Consider the following 21,552-nt stretch of genomic DNA (forward strand, 5'->3'; position numbering starts at 1 on the left):
ATAACGGCATTGCATGATGATGCAATGCATAGTTCATGTGAAAAATGAACTTGCAATACATATTTATGCGAACACTTCATGTATCACATGAAGTATGAAATCGAGAAAAAAATAGCAAATGAGAAGCAAAATCGAGATAAAAAATAGCATCCCATAAATGTAAAAACTGGAGAAGAGAAATTTAAAAATTAGGAGCAAAAGGTAGGCAAAAATCGGGTCCAAAATTAGAGTAAACCTGCACCAAAAAAGAGCGTAATTTGAAAGCTGAAAATGACAGCAAAAATAGCCAAGGAAAAAAATAAGTAACTCAAAAAGATCGTCAAATTTTTACCCAAATGAGTGTTGAAAAAATCATCCTGAAAAATCAAAAAAGACTCAAAAATTGAGCGAAAAATATTCTAAAAATTTAGGAGGATTCGATCAGAGAAATGAGTCACTTTTTAGATCAAAAAATACACACAATTTGCATCCGATCTGGGGTAAAAAAATATTCAAAAAACGAGTCAAACTTGCCAATTTTTAGGTCTAAAAGCGACCCGGAAAAAGAGGTCTTTTGCAGGCCCGATCATCACAATAATCCCCCACATTACACCGGGAAATAAGCTTTTAGATTTAAGGGTGCTTCTAAACCCTTGAATTTATTGAGTCAAAATGCGCTCAAAAAACCCCTCTAGTCAGAGTGCAAAAGCGCAATTCATGTTTAGTAAACTATCAGACCCAAAGCCATATATCTAAAGGCTTGCAGGGAAAATTCAGCAGCAAATATGTGTAGTAATTTTGAGTAAATTTTTGCTCACATGAGCAAGTATTAAAGACGTAATTTTTTTGAAAAATTCTGTAACAAAAATTCTCGATCAGTTTGCATTTTCGTTTGCAAAAACGAAGGGGATTTTTGTCGTCAAAAAATCACAAATCTTTGCTGGATTTTTGGTTCTTAGCCAATGCAATTTCGTAGTCGCACAGACTGCTGCAAATGCACTCCCAACTGGTGGAAATGTTGTTGCTGGAAGCGCCACAATTTCGCAGACTCAAACAGCGAATTCAGCGACGATGAACATCAATCAAACTTCACAACGCGCAGTTGTGAATTGGGATAGTTTTAACGTTGGCAAAAATGCCCAAGTCAATTTCAATCAACCAAATGCACAAGCAGTTACTCTCAATCGCGTAACAAGCGCTAGCGCATCGATGATCGATGGTGCAGTGCGGGCAAATGGACAAGTTGTACTAGTTAATCCAAACGGTGTGACCTTTGGTAAGGGCGCCGATATCAATGCAGCTGCTGTAGTTGCCACCACCATGAACATCGCAAATAAAGATTTCATGGAGGGAAAATCGACCTATAAAGGCAATGGAAAAGGGGCGGTCGTAAATGAGGGAAAAATCAGCGTAAATGACCCTAACGGATACATCGCTCTTTTGGCCCCAGAAATTCGTAATGAAGGCTACCTTTTGGCCCGAAAAGGACCCAATAATGGGGTGGCATTAGCGGCAGGTGAGCAAATTACCCTCGATTTCCGGGGTGACCAGCTGATTTCAGTCAATGTAGACAAGGCAACCTACGGTGCCCTGATTGAAAATAAGCGGGTTATCGAGGTTAAAGGGGGTCTGATTGTGGTGGCCGCCGGATCCGCTAACCAGCTCATGGGATCCGTTATTAAGAACACAGGTCGTATTTCAGCATCCACCATGGTGAACAACGGCGGCGTTATCGAATTAGTCGCTGCTAACGTGACTCAGGCCGGTACAGTGGCTGCAAATGGCAAGGGAACCAATTCCAAGGGTGGTCAGGTCAATATCGTTGGTGAGAACATCACCTTGGCCCAAGACTCCAAAACTACAGCTACCGGTAAAGCGGGTGGCGGCAATATTGAGATTGGTCTAGGTAGAACTCAGGCCACTAACGTAAATCAAGCGCCAGTTCAGGCTGTTGCTCAAGCTGCTGCTCCATTGGCTGCGGCAACTACTGTCGAAGAACGTCAAACTGCTATCAAGCAGGTTGCTGCTGTTGCAAGTGAATCTAAGCAATTGGCAAAAACAGTCAGCGTTGAAGCAAATGCAAAAGTAAATACATCTGCAACACAAAATGGTGATGCTGGAAACATTGCAATTTGGTCAGAAGTAAAAACCACAGTTAATGGAATTCTCAAAGCAGTAGGCGGAGCACTTGGTGGTAATGGTGGCTTTATTGAAACCAGCTCTAAAGGAAGTGTCGTTCTTGGTAAGCAATTTACTGTTGATACCAGTGCAACAAATAAAACTTCTGGCAAGTCTGGATTGTGGTTCTTAGACCCGATTGATTTGATCATTGACTCTAGCGCTGCGAATGTCATTTCTGCTGCGCTCTCACGTAACAACGTCACCATTGAAGTGAATGGCAATGTTTGCCCAAGCCTTGGCAGCTGTACACAGAACGGTAGTGGCAGCCTGACTATTGCTAGTGGCGCAGACATTCTGAAGCAGGGCAATACGCTGACAACATTGAAATTAAATTCTTCAGGAATCTTTAATCTCAATGCAAATATTTCTGGTGAAAATCTCAACGTCATCATCAACAGTTCAATTGCATTCTTGAACGTGGGCACAACGATTAGTGCATCGCAAGTAACCGTACAAGCGCAAACAATTTATGCGAACGGCACGATCAATGCGTATGGTGTGAGTGGTGTATCAACACCATTAGGTGCAGCGATTCAATTGCTTGCACAAGTACTCTATGTTTCTGGAAGATTGAATGTTGCGAGCAATGTAAATACAAGCAACAACACAAACACGAGCACAAATACAAACACAAACAGAAACACAATTACCTATAACGGTAGTGTGATTCGTGAAGAAGACTTGCCAACGTTCTTAACTGCGCAAAATAATTCAAGCAACAACGCAAACAACGCAAACAACGTAACAAATTCACTCGAAGTGGTGTATTCAAGCACTGCTGCGAACGATGCAGTAGCAGATCGCATCAATACGCAGACCAATGTCATCTATTTGAATGCAGTAAATGACATCACTCTCTATAGCATTGCAGAAATCAAGGCAAATGGCACCACTGGTGGCTATGTCAACATCACTGCACAAGCTTTGAATGCACAAAGTGGTTCACTCATACAAGCCAACGGCAACAACGGCCCCGGTGGCGTTATCAACATAACAACTAGTGATGTCCACCTCTCAGGAGCGATCAGTGCCAATGGCGCAAACGGTGGCTCTTTTGTGCTTTCTGCTCAAAACGCCCAAATTGATGATCAAGCAGTCATTCAAACCAATGGCTCGAACGGCCCTGGAGGCACCATATCTATTGATATTTCACAAGATATTTATTTTGTCAATAGTGGTTTATACGCAAATGGCAGCACAGACGGTGGAAGCATCCGCATCCTCAGTCGCGCAGGGAATTTAAGTCTCTTCGACTCATTAATTCAGACCAACGGCTCAAACGGCCGCGGCGGAAGCATTCAGCTTTCCGCAAACAATGGCAGCACCAGCATCTCTAGCGCCCTCGAATCTAGCGGCGCCACCCAAGGCGGCAACATTCTCATCACCGCCAACAACATTACCCTAGAAAACAACGCAAATATCTTTGCAACAGGTAACACTGGCGGCGGAACTGTGCTCGTGGGTGGCGATTGGCAAGGCACTAACGGTGTATATCAAGCAACTACAGTCACGATGAACCAAGGTGCAGTGATTAATGCAAGCGCATTGATCAATGGTGATGGCGGTAAGGTGGTTCTCTGGAGTGATATCAAGAATCCAAATTCCATAAGCGCCATTAACGGCATTATTAGCGCAAAGGCAGGCTTGCAAGGCGGCAATGGTGGTCGAGTTGAAACATCCAGTAGTTGGTTACAGTTGGGTGATGAAATTACGGTATCTACAAAAGCTGCAAATGGTATTGATGGTGAGTGGTTATTAGATCCTGAGCATTTATGGATTAGAGACCCAAGTTGGTCGGGTGTTAACTATTCAACCTCTGGTACTACCACCTATACAGCTTTAGCTGCAAATCGATGGGGAACAATTCTTGTCTCTGGCGCGGACACTAGAGATAGGGGGCCTACGGTTGATGGTGTTTTCTACCAAGGGGTCAGCACAATTAGAACCGATACGATTGTTACTGCGCTGAATTCCGGTAGCGTAAGAATTGTGGCTACAGGACTAATTGACGTATGGGGTTGGCAGGGATCTGGATTAGATAATTATTATATTAATTCCACTACGGCAAATAAACTAACCCTTGAGGCTGGTACGTCCATCTATTTTGGAGCTGGAACTGGAAATAAGGTAGTTAATCTACCAAATGGAACTCTCGAATTGCTGGCAGGCACAACTATCTCTCAAGATGTCTCGGCCATTGGTAGCGGGCTCTATGCCAAGAATCTTATCTTAGGAAAGTGCAGTTTCGTCGGTTGCACCAGCAATCCTTCGGTAAATCTGAGTGGAACTAATAATCAGTTTGCCAACCTACAAGGCGCTAATCTGAGCTCTGTAAATCTTAAAAATAACGTCTCATTAACTGTCAATTCTTCCGGTCTTACGGTGGCAGGGCCAGTAACAATTGTTGGAACATCCATTATTGTGAACGGCAATATCACCAGTACCTTAGCGGGGTCAACAATCCTGCTGAAAACATCTGGCAGTATTGAGTTAGGAGCCTCTAAGACAATTCAATCCAATAACGGAAACATTATTTTATGGAGTGACACCGGTGCAATTGGTGGTTTAAGTGGTGGTAATGGTGGCTATATCTACCTTAATGCAGGCTCACAAATCATCTCAAATGGTGGAAAAATTGTTCTAGCGGGTGGTGCTGATCCCAATGGTGATGGAATCCCGGATGGATATGCATGGAATGCCCTTACGGGGACTCAGGCGGGTATCACACTCGGCCCTATTGGCGGGGTGGGATCTTCAGTTAACTTGCTGAGTAGCGGTGGAGACATCATTATGCGGGGTTATACATCTGGATCAACTACTTATCCAGGTATGACCACACAAAAAACTTTCAAGATTGATTCTGGTGCTGGGACCATTCTGATTAATGCTGGAAGTTCAAGCGGCCATGGTTTTGAGTGGGTGTACGGAATTGATGGCGCTGATTTTGTCATTACCTCAGCCAGCACAAGTTCAAATGCGATTTCTATTACTGGCTCCACTTCAAAAGCTGGTGGATATTCAGCGGGCATTATTGCCCTCAGATCTGGTAACTATCTCATTCAGTCAACCGCTACTACTGGCGGCGGTATTCAATTTATTGCAAATAATATGACCGCAGCCGGTAATCAAATGTTCTTTACTGGTACGGGTGGTACTGGATATATTCTTTCAAAAAATGGCCCGATTGAATTTTCAGGCACTGGTGGAGGTGCCGGCTTTATAAACGGAGGAGCAATTAGACTGGGGAGTAATTCTGCGGTAACGATTAACGGCGTTACCTCTAGCGTTGCGTCGTCAACGAGTAATGTCACCATCACAACAGATTATTTCTCTTTTGGCGCTAGCTCAGCCATCAACACTGCTGGCTCATTAACCATTCAGCCTTATGGAACTTCTTTCGGCAGCATACAAACCCTGTCAAATCTGAGCTTTTCCTCAAGCTTGAGTCAAGTAATGCTTGGTAAATCTGGTAACACCGGTGGAATTACCATCGGCAGTAGCTTTAATGCGGCTGGTACGCTCACCATTTATGGTGGCCGCGTCATTATTAATAGCAATATTTCTGTAATAGCGGCGGGTAATGTCAATGTGACAGCCATTTACTCTAGTGCCGATATTGGTCTTTATTTGTATAGCGGAGCACTACTGGAGTCTACTGGCGGCACCATGAGTATTACTGCTGGCTCGGTAGGTTCCTATGATTTGTATACGACCAATGCAACAATCCGCTCTTATGGCAATTTAACAATTACTGCTAACGCCACGACTAATAGGGCTGTCTGGCTGGATCCGAATAGCTTGATTCGCTCCACTAATGGTGGCATCACTATCACCTCGACATCTACAAATGAGATCCCGGTCTACCTGAATACCAGCAGTCAGATTTTGGCATCAGGTGCAATTTCAATTACAGGAACTTCTTCTACTCATGAAGGTTTGTTCATGGAGGCAAGTGCAAAGATTCAGTCTACCGGTAGCACATTAGATATTTCAGCCGTTGGTGGAATTCTATTAAGGAGTGGAACTCAGCTTTTATCAAATGGCAACTTGAATATTTATAGCAATGGAACTGCAACCAGTAGAGAGGGCATAGATGTTTATGAGGGCGGCTCTGTTGTGGTTCAATCTAGTGCAGGTAATGTCAACATTAACGCAATTGGTTATCAGGGTATTTATTTGCATAATGCCTCGACAACGATTCGTGCTTACGGCGATTTAAACATCAATGCGCTTGCAGGCACCCAAATTGCTCTTTATGGCGAAGCCTCTGGTACCTGTGCAACTAGTCAGTGCGGATTAATTTCTGATACCGGTAATATCACTATTAATGCTATCTCTAGAGATAACAGTGCAAATAGTTTTTACGCATATTATTTACGTAACCCTGTAGTAGCTAATGGCACGGATAGTGGAAAAGGAAATATTTATATTTCTGCCACCGGTAAATATGGAGCTGTGACTTTTGATGGCGCGGCTTATGGATACATCAAAGCTCAGAGCGATATCAATTTAATTGGATACAGTGGTGCGATTGGTGCAACTTATGCTATCTACATAGGCGCGGCTGGCCCAAGCTTAACAAGCAGTGGTGGTGGTTTATTACGGGCTGCAACCGGTAACATCACTATTTCTGCTTTTGGATATGACAGGGCCTTATTTGGAAATAATAGCTCTGCAAATATTGTTGCATTGGCGGGCAATATAGTGGTGCAAGGTTCGACACTGCCTACCAATCCTAGCGGTACATTTACTAGTGTTAATACCGCTATTCAAACCTCATATGACAATATTTACTCCACTATTACTGGCGCAACGAATCCTCGCACACTGCAACCAACGGGTTTTGCTACAGCAAATCCTGGTTCTGCTGCCACCGCCCATTACTGGGGAATCACTTGGACTGGCAACTTCTTAGCAGTAAATAATCCCCATTCAGTTACCACTGGAACGGCCCCAACTTCAGGAGGAACAGTCACTATTGCCGGAAGTATTTTAAATGCCGTAACACCGACTACTGTAGATACAGGAACTGGATTTTCTATTTCCGATGGTGGCAATATTTATTCATATGGCGCTCTCAGTCTTGCGGGTTATGCAATTGGAGGCAGAACTATTGCTGATGGCGTCAATGCCAGCACCGGGGGGAACCATGGTTTGGTAATCTGGGGTACTACCACAACGATTCGTAGCTATTCCTCATCAGTCTCTTTGGCTGGATATGCAAATGGATACGCTACGAACGGCAACTACACTCCCAACCTTGAGTCTGCTGGCATATTGATTTATTCGGACCACAACCTAATCAAGGGTTATACGAATGTTAGCTTGACCGGTATTGATATGAGAGGCATTGGCATCTATTTAGCTACGTATGCATCTGGATCGAATGGCATCGTTGCCGATACTGGTTCCGTAACTATTAATAGTATTAATAACAATTCAAACTGGTACTCAACTTACTTACGCCAGTCAATTACCGCTTCAGCGGGCTCTGTAAATATTAATGCGGCTGGTCAATTTGGGCTTGCAATCGATCATTCGCAAGGCACTATTGCTGCAGCAGGCAATGTCAACATCAACACCTATACAAGTTTGTATACCTCGCTTTATATGCACACTGGTATAAGCAATACGATTCAGTCAACTGCAGGTAGCATTATTATTTCTGCAACAAATGCTGGTAGCAATACAGACAATTACGCCATCAACGAGGGCTCTACTACTAGTATTACTGCTGATCAAAATATTATTTTCCAGGGTGCTAGCTTAGCTGCAGCTACTCCAGGAAGTCTTACAAGTGCTGCTGGAGCCGCTACACCAGTATTCGCTTCAGCAAATACTGGCTCGGTGATGACAGGACCAAGTGCGACACGTACTCTTTCATGGCTTGGTGCGATGACTGCAACGAATGGTTATATTTCTCTGAACGGTAGCTCCGTCGTAAGTGGCTTGATAACTGCAAGTGGCGCCAGCGGTGGCGTAGTCCTTAATGGGGCGGGGACATATAACATTTCAAATACCTCCAACAATATTTCTACAATCGCAGCTAGTGTTGGCACTTCAGGCGTAACCTTCGTAAACGGAAGTTCTCTAAAAATTGGAGCAGTAAATAGCATCACAGGTATTACTTCTGGTGCTTTGACTCTGACTGCAGCGGGATTGACTGGATCAGCCAATATCACTCCAAGCTCCTCAAGCACCATCACGATTAATAACTCAAGCGGTAGTCCTGAATACAGCGGTATTATTTCTGGATCTACGGCTGTTGCTAAGTCAGGTAATGGCACTCAGATATTCTCAGGCGCTAATACATATAGCGCGGGCACCACACTCAGTGGCGGCACGCTGCAAGTAAATGATGGTGGCGCATTTGGAAGCAGCACCGTATCGGCTACTGCAACTATCAAGTTCAATCTCACAACTGATGCAACATTTGCAAATGGATTTACCTTAACCAGTAACGGCACGCTGATGAATATCGGTACAGCAGTGCCCACCTTTACTGGCGTGATTAATACTGGCGCAGTTTCTACAACACTCTTAGATGGTGGAACGGCGGGGCTTATCGTCTCAGGTAATGCCACACCAACTGCTTCTGGTGCAGGGTACTGGGTTAAAGGCAATATCACCTTCACTGGCAATGCTCTGAATACGCTGGTCATTAGAGGCGTAAGCAGTGGGGTGGCAACCATAACATTTGCATCCTCAAACGGGGTGACTACCTTTACACCATGGTTTGTCGGTACAAGTGAATCCACAGCCCCAATGAATATCATCGTGAATTCTGGGGTGACCGTTACCGAAGATGCTTCACAAGCTGCGGGCAGCTTGTACTTTGGAAATATTAGTGGCGCAGGAACATTTAATCTTCGCGGTGCATCTGCTACTAACTACATTCTTGGCCAGTCAACGATTGCCACTTTGACCGCAAGCTCCAATATCGCCTTAAATGTTGGCAATAACACTACTTCTGGCTCTATTACTTCTGGAAATATTACTGCTAGCGGCGGGATTACTTTAAATTCATCGTCAGCTTCCTATACCTACGCTGGTATTTTGAGTGGCACAACACTCACTAAGAGTGGTTCAGGTACAGTTACCTTGACAGGTGCCAATGACTACACCGGTACAACAACAATTAGTGCGGGTACTCTCCAAATTGGTGCCAGCGGAACTATTGGCACTTTGGGTACAGCAGCGGTCGTTAACAATGCGACTTTAGCAGTTAGCCGTTCTGATGATGTCACGATCACCAATGCCATGTCCGGGACTGGCGCATTATCAAAATTAGGTACTAATACACTCACCTTAATTGGTGCAGTGACTTATTCAGGGGCGACGGCAGTAGCAGGTAGCATTATTTTCCGTAATGCAGCCACTCCGTCAACTTCTGGCTTTACTGGTACCGGCACCGTAACTATTGAGCCATCTTCTACTAGCTTCACTGCTGCAGTATCGAAGTCATATACCTTTGCAAGCACAATTACTGGCTTTACTTTAGGTAAGGCTGGTAATGCATCGGATATGACTATTGGTGCGGCAATTAGTATTGCTGGCCCAATTTCCATCTATGGCGGAACAATTGCGATTAATGGAAATCTCAATACTACGGCCGGTACTACTAGCGGCGATATCCTTCTTAAATCGTCTGGTGATATTTCAGTTGCAGCAAGTAAGTCAATTACTACTAGTGGTGGTGATGTGGTGCTCTGGGCTAATAGCGACAATCAAACAAGCAGTGGAAGTATTGCATTAAGAAGCGGCTCCTCGATTGTGACTGGCTCTCTTTCAGTAGCTGGTGGTGCCATTTGGATAGGTGGCGGTAGCGACGGCGCTACATGGAACGGATTAAGTGTTGGCAGCGGATATGGCGTACCCGGAACATCCTTTACCTCCCCAACAGGTGGAGGCGTGACCGCAGCTGTGTATTTAGAGGGTAGCTCTATTTCCTCTTTTGGGGGCGCCGTTAAAATTACCGGGGATACTGCAGCGGGTAGTTGGGGTATTGTCACCTATGGGCAGGTTAGTGTAAATGCTGGAAGCGGCACTATTGAGTTTGACGGGCAGTCAAGAACAGAAGGAAATCGCTTAGGCATCTTATTTGGAGTGCATGATCTCTCCCTTGCTTCAACAGTAAGCATTTCATCCTCTGCTTCCGGTAATGCCATCACAATCAGGGGGGTCGGAAGAGGTACTGAAGATGCAATCGGCCTAAGTGGTACGGTGAACATCACCTCTTCTGGTGCTGGAAGTATTGAAATCAATGGTAATGCCCTGGGAACAGGTAGAAGTATCGTTGCTGGAAACTATTACAACGGCATCTTAAATGTGTACGCTAGTTCAGGTGACATAACACTGAACGGCAACTCAAAAGCTGTGCAAGTGGCAACGCGTGTTATGGCTGGAGGAACTGCAGGTCCATCGAAAATTAATATTGGTCAGGGTGGCAGTATCACAAGTTCTACAAGTAACGTATTTATCATCGGCGACACCATTGCACTTGCCGATGGCGGAATGGCGATTACTTCATCGGGACAAGTCTCTGTTCAGTCTTCTGGCAGCAGTTTTGCAAACCCGCTTAGCTTCCCAATATCTAATCTCTCGCTATCATCATCGATTACTGGATTGACACTAGGCAAGGTCGGTAATACAGCGAATATTACGATCGCAGGAAACACTACCATTGCCGGACCAATTACCATTCATGGTGGTGCAGTTACGCTAAGCAGTGGCTTAAGTACAAGCAATGCAACTACAGGCAATATTGCCATCACTACAACCGGCCTAACTGGTTCTGGTGCAGTTGCACTAGCCAATAACCGAAGTCTAACCATTACCCAATCAGGTGCATCGATTTATAGCGGTTCTATTTCTGGAGCATCAGCCACCGTAAACAAATCAGGTAATGGTACGCTTACTTTAGCTGGCAACAACAGCTATACCGGCATCACCACCATTTCTGGTGGCATCTTATCGATCAGTTCAGATGCTAATTTGGGTGCCGTACCTGGATCGGTAACTGCAAATTCGATTACCTTGGCTGGTGGTGCATTGCAAGCCACTGCAAGCATGGCACTGAATAGTTATCGCGGCATTACGCTAACTGCTGATAGTGGTTTGGCTGCCACCTCCTCTAACGCATTGATTTATGCAGGTGTCATCACTGGTGGTTATGCATTAACTATCAATGGATCAAGTCAGACTGGCACTGTTTCTTTGGTAGCGGCAAATACCTACACTGGTGGCACAACACTTTCTGTTGGTACTTTAGGTGCATATAACAACAGCTCTTTAGGAAGTGGGGCGTTGATATTGGCTGCAAACACTAATTTGCTAATTGGTCGCGCGGTAACTGATATCGCAAACGATATTACGCTTACTGGTAATGCTACGGTTTCGTTTGATACTAATGTTGAATACCTCATAGTAGCGGGTGGTGGTAGTGGAGGCGTAGGACGAGGCGGTGGCGGTGGTGCCGGCGGAGTTCTTACGGGTACAGCAAGCCTGACGGATCTTTCTTACAACGTAACTGTGGGCGCTGGTGGTGCCGCAGTTATCAATGATCAAAGAGGACTTAATGGTTCGAATTCCTCCTTAGGAACGGTTGCAGTTGCAACTGGAGGTGGAGGTGGTGGTGGCTGGACTGCTTGTGGCGGCCTAAGCGGCGGATCTGGTGGTGGAGCATCGGGTTGCGGTGGATCTGGTGGCACTGGAGTAGCAGGTCAGGGGTATGCGGGAGCTGCCGTGGTTGGGGTTAATCAAACTAATGGCGGCGGCGGTGGTGGTGCTGGCGCAGCTGCAACTAACCAAAATGGTGGTATCGGTATCGAGTCATACATCACTGGCTCTTCACTTTGGGTTGGTGGCGGTGGCGGTGCAGGTTCCATAAATGGCGGCGGTACACCGGGTACAGGTGGAACAGGTGGTGGAGCCAATGGTAAGAATCAAGTTACAACTGGAAATTCTGGAACTCCAAATACTGGCGGCGGTGGTGGTGGTGTAGAGGGTTATGCTGGAACTTCTGGTGCGGGTGGTTCAGGCATCATCATCGTCCGCTATTTAGGTGCGGACGCAGGTTCTGGCGGTGCCGAATCTGCAGGTACGGGTACAGCCGCTGGATATAGCTTGCATAGCTTTACATCTATTGTGCCCAGCGCGCTTTCCTTAAACGCTATATCCGTGAAATTATCTGGAGTGATTAGCGGTTCAAATGGATTAACTGTAAATGCTGCGCCTGGCACATTAACTCTTTCAGGTACAAATACCTATAGCGGTGGAACTACAGTTGCTGGAGGAACAGTTAAAGCTGATGCAAGTTCTGTGGGCTCAATTACTTCGGGCGCATTTGGTACAGGTACCGTCACAGTGAGCTCTGGATATACCCTAGACCTGAATGGTCGTAATGTATCGAATGCCTTAAATATTAGAGGTACCGGTATTGGCGCTAACGGAGTGCTAATTAACTCCAGTGGTAATGCAGCAACCGCAAGCGGTGCATTGACCTTAGCTGCAGCAACCACAATTGGTGGATCTGGATCTATTACTCTAGGGGGATCTATTTCAGGCGCTTATGCACTAACTAAGATCGGCTCAAATACTTTGGTATTGACCGGGTCTAGCAATGGATCGACCACTACGACAATTTCCTCTGGAACATTACAAGTTGGAAGTTCTGCAGCTGCTGGTGCACTGGGATCCGGCAATGTTGTTAATAGTGCTGCGCTAGTATTTAGTAGTAATAGCGATTTATCAGTATCTAATGCCATTTCTGGATCTGGAACATTAACTAAGCAAGAAGGTGGCGTTCTTACTCTTGCAGTATCAAACTCTTATACCGGCTTAACAACCATTTCAGCTGGTACCTTGAAGTTAGGTAATGCTGCAGCTTTGGGGACAACTGCCGCCGGAACCACCATTACTTCGGGCGCAGTTCTTGATCTTAATGGTCAAACCATTAGTAATGCTGAAGCTTTAACAGTGAACGGCACTGGTATTAGTAGTGGCGGAGCAGTAATCAATAGTAGTTCAACAGCTGCTTCTTATGCAGGCCTACTAACACTAGGCAGCGCTAGCTCAATCGTGGGTGACACTGGCACCATTGCTTTAAGTCATGCGGGTACGATTTCCGGGGCTTACAACTTAACTCTCGGTGGAGCACAAGGCGGCTCGATCACATCAATCATTGGAATTTCCACAGGTGCTTTGACTAAGATTGGCGCTGGTACTTGGACTATGAGTGGAGCCAATACTTATAGCGGTGGCACTACTATCAGTGCCGGCACATTGAAGGCAGGTAGTACCACTGCATTTGGCGCATCTTCTGGAGCAATCAGCATTGCCGATGGCGCAGCACTTGATCTCAATGGTAAAGCCTTAGCCAATACCAATGCTCTGACATTAAATGGCACAGGCGTTAGCGCAGCTGGCGCTCTGACAAACTCAAGCTCAACCGCGGGTACTTATGCGGGTGCAATTACTCTAGGTAGCATCTCTTCAATCGGTAGTACTTCTGGCGCAATCACTATCTCTGGTGCGATCTCTGCAAGTTCAAGCAACTATGGCTTGGCTCTAGTGGGTGATAAAGCGATCACCATGAGCAATACCAGCAATGCCTTAAGTACCATTGCCTCTGGTTCTTCATTAGGTGCTCTGACTGTTGTTAGCACTGGAGATCTGGCTATTGGATCGGTAGTAGCAGGAGCCACTACTTACAACGGACTTAACTCCACTGGCGTAATTTCAGTGAAGACCACTGGTGATTTGAATATTTCACAAAACGTCGCCACCACAAGTACTTCAGCAGTTGCATCTGCTCCAGCAATGCTCTTGGCCGCTGGTTACCTGGAGTCCTCAGGATCAGTTACTAAAAACATTAAGCTCAGTGGTTCACCCACATTTACCGTTGGTACTAACGGCATTATTGATTTCTACTCAGGCGATAGTGCAGGTAGCACCGGCTTATCTACGTATGTTGACCTACAAACTAGTAAGTCGTATACCTATAGCGCTACCTTAAGCACTAAGCCAACGGCGGCTGGATACAACGTGATTTATCGTGGTGCTGCACCATATATCTATTTGACGGTAGTAGATTCACAAACGGGCACTTATGGCACAGCCTCGGCTCTGAGCTATTGGTATTCCACTAGCCCAACTCTATATGGCTCTGCATATCTGCCGGCATCACTTTCTGCATTTGATTCTGCGCAAATATTTACAGCGGGCCAAACCACCATCAACATCAATTCAGGTGGTTTAAGTGGCTCGATCACAATTAGCACCGCGCTAACTAGCACAACTAATGCTCGCACTTATAGCTTGACTTTGAATCCAACGCTAACTCTATCTGGGTCGAGCTCTATCTTTGTTCCTGGTGCTGCGAAAGATTTTGTTGTAAATCCAAAAACAGTGACGTTATCCGCTGCTAAGACTTATGACGCTTCTACAGATTTAACTGGTTATGTGACAGTAGGTACTGGCGTAGGCTCACAGACCTTAACTTACACCGGCGCTACTGCAAATAATGCCAACGTCGCCACAGCTAACAAGTACATCAACGCCATTACCTTGGCCAATGCAACTGATGGCTCAGGTGGCTTAGCTTCGAACTACCAACTGCCAACCCTGAATGCCGCTAATGCGCCGGTCACCATCAATGCTGCAACTGCTACTGTTGCTGCTACTAAGACCTATGATGGCAACACTACGCTTACCGATGGACAAATGAGTATTACTGGTGTCGGCGGGGTAGCCATCGCCTTCACTTTAGGCACTGCCGCAGCCAATGACGCTAACGTAGCTACTGCGAATAAGTACGTCAGCCTAGGCACCTTAGCTCTGACCGGTGGTAGCAATGCAACTGCAGCAAGTAACTATGCATTGCCAGCCTCTAGCAATAGCGCTAATAACAGTCTGACTATTAACACCGCTACTGCTACTGTCTCAGCCACGAAGACTTACGATGGCGCTACTACACTGACTAAACCACAAATCAGTATTACTGGTATCGGTGGGGCAGTGATCGACTTTAACTTAGGCACTGCAGCAGCTAGCGATGCCAACGTAGCTACTGCGAATAAGTACGTCAGCCTAGGTACCCTGGCATTGACTGGCGGTACCGGCACTACAGCTGCAACTAACTATGCCTTGCCAGCATCTAGCAATAGCGCTAACAATAGCGCCACAATCAACGCTGCTACCGTGACTTTATCTGCCACTAAGACCTACGATGGTAATGACACTCTAGGTGCTGGTACGGTTACAGTTGGAACTGGCGTTGCGGGTCAAACATTGACCTATAGTTCAGCAACTGCCAGCGACATCAATGTGGCAACAGCTAATAAATATATCTCCGCAATTACCCTGGGTGATTGCACAGGCGTTTCGTGCGTTGGTCTAGTAAGTAACTATCAACTACCAACTCTAAATGCCGCTAATGCACCTGTGAATATTGGCCAGCTATCTTCTGTTACCTATAGCGGTAGTGCAGGCGGTTTGTGGTCAAGCGGCTCCAACTGGACTACAACAAGCACGCTAGGAACAACGAACGTAACTGGCGCTACTCCTACTCTGGGTAACGTTGCCACAATCATCGTCCCAGCAGGAACAACGGTTGCCTACAGTAATGCCATGTCTGGTTTAACCCCAACTGCAGCAGTGGCTATTACCAACAACGGTACGATTAATTTCACGAATACCGGTGCGGTAACTCTGGATACCCCAATTAGCGGTACTGGTGCAATCACGATTAGTGGTAGCGGTGGTAGTGTGAACTTGGGCGCTACTAATAGCTATAGTGGAAGCACCACTATCAATTCGGGTTCCACATTGCAATTAGGCAACACCAGTGCAATTGGTACTGGCTCTGCGGTAATCATTAATGGCACCTTGGATTTGAATGGCTATTCACCATCGTTGGCCTCATTGGCAGGTACAACTGGAGCTATCACTACTACTGCAGCTGGTACACAAACCATAACTGTTGGTAGTAGTAATGCGACAACCAATTATGGTGGCGTTATTCAGAATGGATCAGGCACGATTGCACTTATCCAGAGTGGTAGTGGTACCCAAACCCTATCCGGAAATAATACTTACACCGGTGGCACAACTATTACAGCAGGCACAATTAGCGCTGGTAGTGCTAACGCCCTAGGTACTGGCGCAGTAGGTATAGGTTCCTCGGGAACTCTTGATCTATCCTACAGTGGTGCTGTGACTTTGGGCTCTGCTTTGAGCATGGTCACAGGTTCTGCAATTACGAATAGTGCCAATACCTCTAATCTTTATGTCACTGGTACTAGCACCATTAATGGCTCTATTAATACTGCTGGCAATCAAACATATAACGGTGCTGTGACTCTTGGTGGAAATTCCATCCTAACAACACTCAATACCAGTGCTACCAACACCAATGGCAGTATTACTTTTACCTCTACAGTGAATGGTTCAGCTGGAACTGAGACTTTGACAATTACCAACGGAAGTGGGGCGGTTACATTTGGCTCTAACGTCGGTGCTAATGTTGGTTTGGGTTCTCTCACCATTACTGGTGGCGCTACAGCGACTGCACAAACAACCACTCTAGGTGGCAATGTCACAACGGCCGGTATTCAGAGTTATGGTGGTAATTTGACCTTAGGTGCCAATGCCACCCTTACATCCGCTAATAGTGATGTCACGATTGCTGGGGATGTGAATACAACCCTAACGGTTGCAAGTGGAATTCTGAAATTCTTAGGAGCTGGTCAATGGTCCGTTAGCGCTAATAATGGGTCCACATGGTCCACTTACACAGCCACAAGCAGTGCCAATGGTAGCAGTGGAGCAAGTGGAATAAACATTACATACAACGCTGGCAGCTATTCCTGGACTCCTAGTTCGAGTTCTGACGTTGCTATTTTGGTAGTGGGCGGCGGCGGCTCAGGTGCTGCGAGTTATTTTGCCGGTGGCGGCGGTGGCGGCGGTGGCGGCGGAGTGATTGTTGCTAATTCATACTCCATCACATCGAGCGCTGTAACAGTGACTGTTGGTGCGGGCGGAAGCGTTGTTCCTTTCAATTCTACTGGGCTTGTTGGTAACAACGGCGGTAATTCAGTATTTGATGCTTTGACTGCTATCGGTGGTGGCGGTGGTGGAACATGGACAAGTAGTAATACCCGAATTTCTGGTAAAAATGGTGGCTCTGGAGGAGGGGGTCCTGGAGGTAATGGGCCGGCTACTGGAGGTTCCACTACTGGCAGCACTTTGGTCGGAACTTACTATGGCAATAATGGTGGAACAAGTCCTACTGGCAATCCATTTAACGGCTCTGGTGGTGGCGGAGCTGGTGGTGCTGGAGTTGCTGGCAATAGCACTAGAGCTGGTGGTGCAGGTATAGCCTCGAGCATTACTGGTACAAGTTCTTATTACGGTGCTGGTGGTGGCGGTGCGGGCGGCGTTGCCGGAAATGCAGGTGGTTTAGGTGGTAGCGGTATCGGAGGTACTGGTTCTGCTGGCAATCCTAATGGCGCAAGTTTAAGTACTGCAGCTGCAGCAACAGCCGGCACAATTAATACTGGAAGTGGTGGCGGTGGTGCAACAGGTCAGGCTTCTGGTGCTGGTGGTAGTGGTCTGGTGGTTGTTTCAGGATCGATTGCTGGTTCACGTGGATCGTATGGCCTCACTATTGTTTCTGGTTCTGGTAAGGCCTCCATTGGAGGTGCTGTTTCTAATCTAACAACGCTTGCCATCAATTCAAAATCTGTAGCTAGTGAAATTGGTGGCGTAATCAGTGGTGGCGCAGCTCTTACTTACAACACTGCTTCTGGTTACACCGGCTCCAGCGGTGCAGCAGGAGTACTCACACTTTCAGCTGCTAATACTTACTCCGGCACAACAACGATTAATGGCGGTACTTTAGTCATTACTAATAATGCAGGTTTAGGTAGCGATAGCGGCGGGGCAGTCACGATTGCTAGTGGCGCTACCTTAGATCTTCATAACGTAGCCGTGGGTGCTAAAGCCATTAACTTAAATGGTGGAACCATTAAAGATGTGACTAGCTCTTTAGCAGGTAACATCACCCTAGGTGCTAACAGTACCTTTAGCGCCACGAATGCAGATGACGTATTAACCCTGTCTGGCCTGATCTCTGGTAGCTATGGCATCACTAAGACTGGCCTAGGCACCTTAGTGCTCACCGGCACCAATACATACACAGGTGCAACAACTATTTCAGCAGGAACCCTGGCCTTAACTGGCGCTGGTTCTATTGCAACTTCAAGCAGCTTTACCAATAACGCTACTTTTGATATCAGTGGCATAACTACTGGCGCTACCATAATTGGCCTGGCTGGTAGCAACGCTGGCTCCGTAGTACTGGGCAGCAAAACACTAACCCTGAGCAATGCGAGCGATACCTTTGCCGGTGTAATCTCTGGTACTGGCAATCTCATCTTGACTACTGGTGCACAGACTCTGTCAGGCGCTAACACTTACTCAGGTACTACAACGATTAATGGCGGTAGCTTGTTATTGGCTACCGGCGGCAGTATTAATAACAGCCAACTGATCAACAATGGTGGGGCTGCTACTTTAAGTGGCTCTGGCGCAAGCATTACCTTTGCAACACTGACTGGTTCCGGAACATTAGATCTTGGTTCGAATACTTTAATTATTTCTAATGCCTCAGGCACCTTCAGTGGTGTGATCTCTGGTACTGGTAACTTGGTACTGACTGCTGGTACACAGACTCTGTCAGGTACTAATACCTACACTGGTACTACAACGATTAATGGCGGTACCTTAGTCATTACTAATAATGCCGCTTTGGGTAGTAATAGCGGTGGGGCAGTGACCATCGCCAGTGGCGCTACCCTCGATCTGCATGGTGTAGCTGTCGGTGCTAAAGCAATTACCTTAAATGGAGGTACCTTAAAAGATATCACTAGCTCTTTAGCTGGTGATATCACCTTGACTGCTAACAGCACCTTTACCGCCACGAATGCAGACGATGTATTAACTCTGTCTGGCGTGATCTCTGGTGGCTATGGCATTACTAAGGCTGGCCTAGGCACTGTCATCCTCACCAATACCAATACGTACACTGGTAGCACAACTATCTCAGCAGGCACTCTGTCCTTAACTGGTTCTGGTTCTATTGCAACTTCAAGTAATGTGATTAATGACGCTATCTTTAAGGTCAGCGGCACGACTACTGGTGCTTCGATCATCAGCTTGGCAGGTAATAGCTCTGGCTCAGTCCTATTAGGCAGCAAAACACTGACCTTAAGCAATGCGAGCGATAGCTTTGCTGGCGTCATCTCTGGCACCGGCAACCTTGTTCTGACAACTGGTACACAGACTCTGTCAGGTACCAATACTTACACCGGTACCACTACCATTAATGGTGGCACACTCACTGTCTCTGGCAGCTTGTCTGATAGCACGGCAGTAACAGTAGCAGCCGATGCGACTTACAACCTGACTGCTAGCGATACGATTGCAGCACTCACTGGCGCAGGTAATGTCACTCTAAACGCCAACACCTTAACGATTGCTAATGCAGTGGGCACCTTCAGCGGCGTCATCTCTGGCACCGGCAACCTTGTTCTGACAACTGGTACACAGACTCTGTCAGGTACCAATACTTACACCGGTACCACTACCATTAATGGTGGCACCTTAATCATCACCAATAACGCTGGCTTAGGTAGCGATAGTGGTGGGGCGGTCACGATTGCTAATGGCGCTACTTTAGATCTTTATAACGTAGCAGTAGGTGCTAAAGCCATGATCCTCAATGGCGGAACTATTAAAGATGTCACAAGCTCCTTAGCTGGCGATATCACCTTAGGTGCCAACAGTACCTTTAGTGCTACTAATGCAGGTGACGTATTAACCTTATCTGGAGTGATCTCGGGTAACTATGGTCTTACCAAGACTGGCCTAGGCACTGTCGTTCTCACCGGTGCCAATACTTATACTGGTAGCACCACCGTATCTGCTGGTACGCTGTCCTTGTCCGGCTCTGGATCGATTGCCACTTCAAGCAGTCTGATCAATAACGCCACCTTTAGCATTAGCGCTACTACAACAGGTGCTTCCATTATCAGTCTAGCTGGTAACAGCTCTGGTAATGTTGCTTTAGGTAGCAAAACACTGACTATTAGCAATGCCAATGACACTTATGCTGGCGCAATCTCCGGCACCGGTAACCTCGTTCTGACGACTGGTACTCAGACCCTCTCCGGCACCAACACCTACACCGGCACCACCACTATTAATGGCGGCACCTTATCAATCACCGGCATCTTAGGTAATGGCAACTACGCTGGCAATATTGCTAACGCTGGTACCTTGTTACTCAATACCAGCGCTAACCAAGAACTCTCTGGCGTGATCTCTGGTGCAGGTAGTCTGACACTAGCTGGTGGCAACCTCACGGTCTCGGGCAACAATACCTATAGTGGCGGCACGACGGTTAATGCAGGTACCTTGTTCGGTGGAGCTGGAAGCGGCACCAATACCGTCTTTGGTAGCGGGGCAGTTGCCGTTAACAGTGGCGCAAGCTTATGGTTAGATCGTGCCACTCTTGCTAATAACATTAGCTTAAACAGCGCCACACTCCAAGGCACCAATGGCTTTGGCGAGGTGTTTAACGGCAACATTAGCTTAACTGGTAATAACACCATCCAGGCTTATTACTACGTCACTCTCAATGGTGTGGTGAGTGGTACTGGCAACCTCATTAAGGATCAGGCTGGAGTATTAACTCTGGCTGGTATCAACACCTACACTGGTGATACCACCGTATCAGCAGGTACTGTATCGATCACTGGTGTCTTAGGTAATGGCAACTACGCTGGCAATATTGCTAACGCTGGCACCTTGTTAATCAATACCAGCGCTAACCAAGAACTCTCTGGTGTGATCTCTGGTGCAGGTAGCCTAACGAAGACTGGCTCAAGCACCTTAATCCTGTCTGGCAACAATACCTACACCGGTAAAACCACCATCACTGGTGCGCTCTCCATCGGCTCAGATACGAACTTGGGCGCTGCTCCAGGCACTGTTGTCGCTGATCAATTAACCCTCAATGGTGGATCGATCTTTAACTACAACGGCGCTAGCATCACCTTTAATGCCAACCGTGGCATGACCCTCATCGGTAGTAACATCTTGCAGGTGAATAACGGCAGCACGATCACTGTTCCAGGTGCGATGAGCGGCACTGGCTCATTAACCTTATCCGCAAATAATGGTTTAGGTGGCGTATTGCTCCTCTCCGGCACCAACACCTACACCGGCACCACCACTATTAATGGCGGCACCTTATCAATCACCGGCATCTTAGGTAATGGCAACTACGCTGGCAATATTGCTAACGCTGGTACCTTGTTACTCAATACC

1 protein-coding gene (running past one end of the window) is annotated in these 21,552 nt (G+C 46.6%); it reads left to right on the forward strand.

Going from position 1 to position 21,552, the window contains the following annotated elements:
• Positions 1 to 1,050: 1,050 nt before the first annotated feature.
• A protein-coding gene (locus AOC19_RS09350; protein ID WP_435367687.1) for an autotransporter-associated beta strand repeat-containing protein crosses the window boundary here: on the forward strand, positions 1,051 to 21,552 show its 5' portion. 2,529 nt of this gene lie beyond the right edge of the window; only the first 20,502 of its 23,031 coding nucleotides appear in the window; it begins with the start codon at positions 1,051 to 1,053; its stop codon lies off the right edge, out of view.

Source organism: Polynucleobacter asymbioticus (assembly GCF_018687575.1).
In the GTDB taxonomy this organism is placed as follows: Bacteria; Pseudomonadota; Gammaproteobacteria; order Burkholderiales; family Burkholderiaceae; genus Polynucleobacter; species Polynucleobacter asymbioticus_C.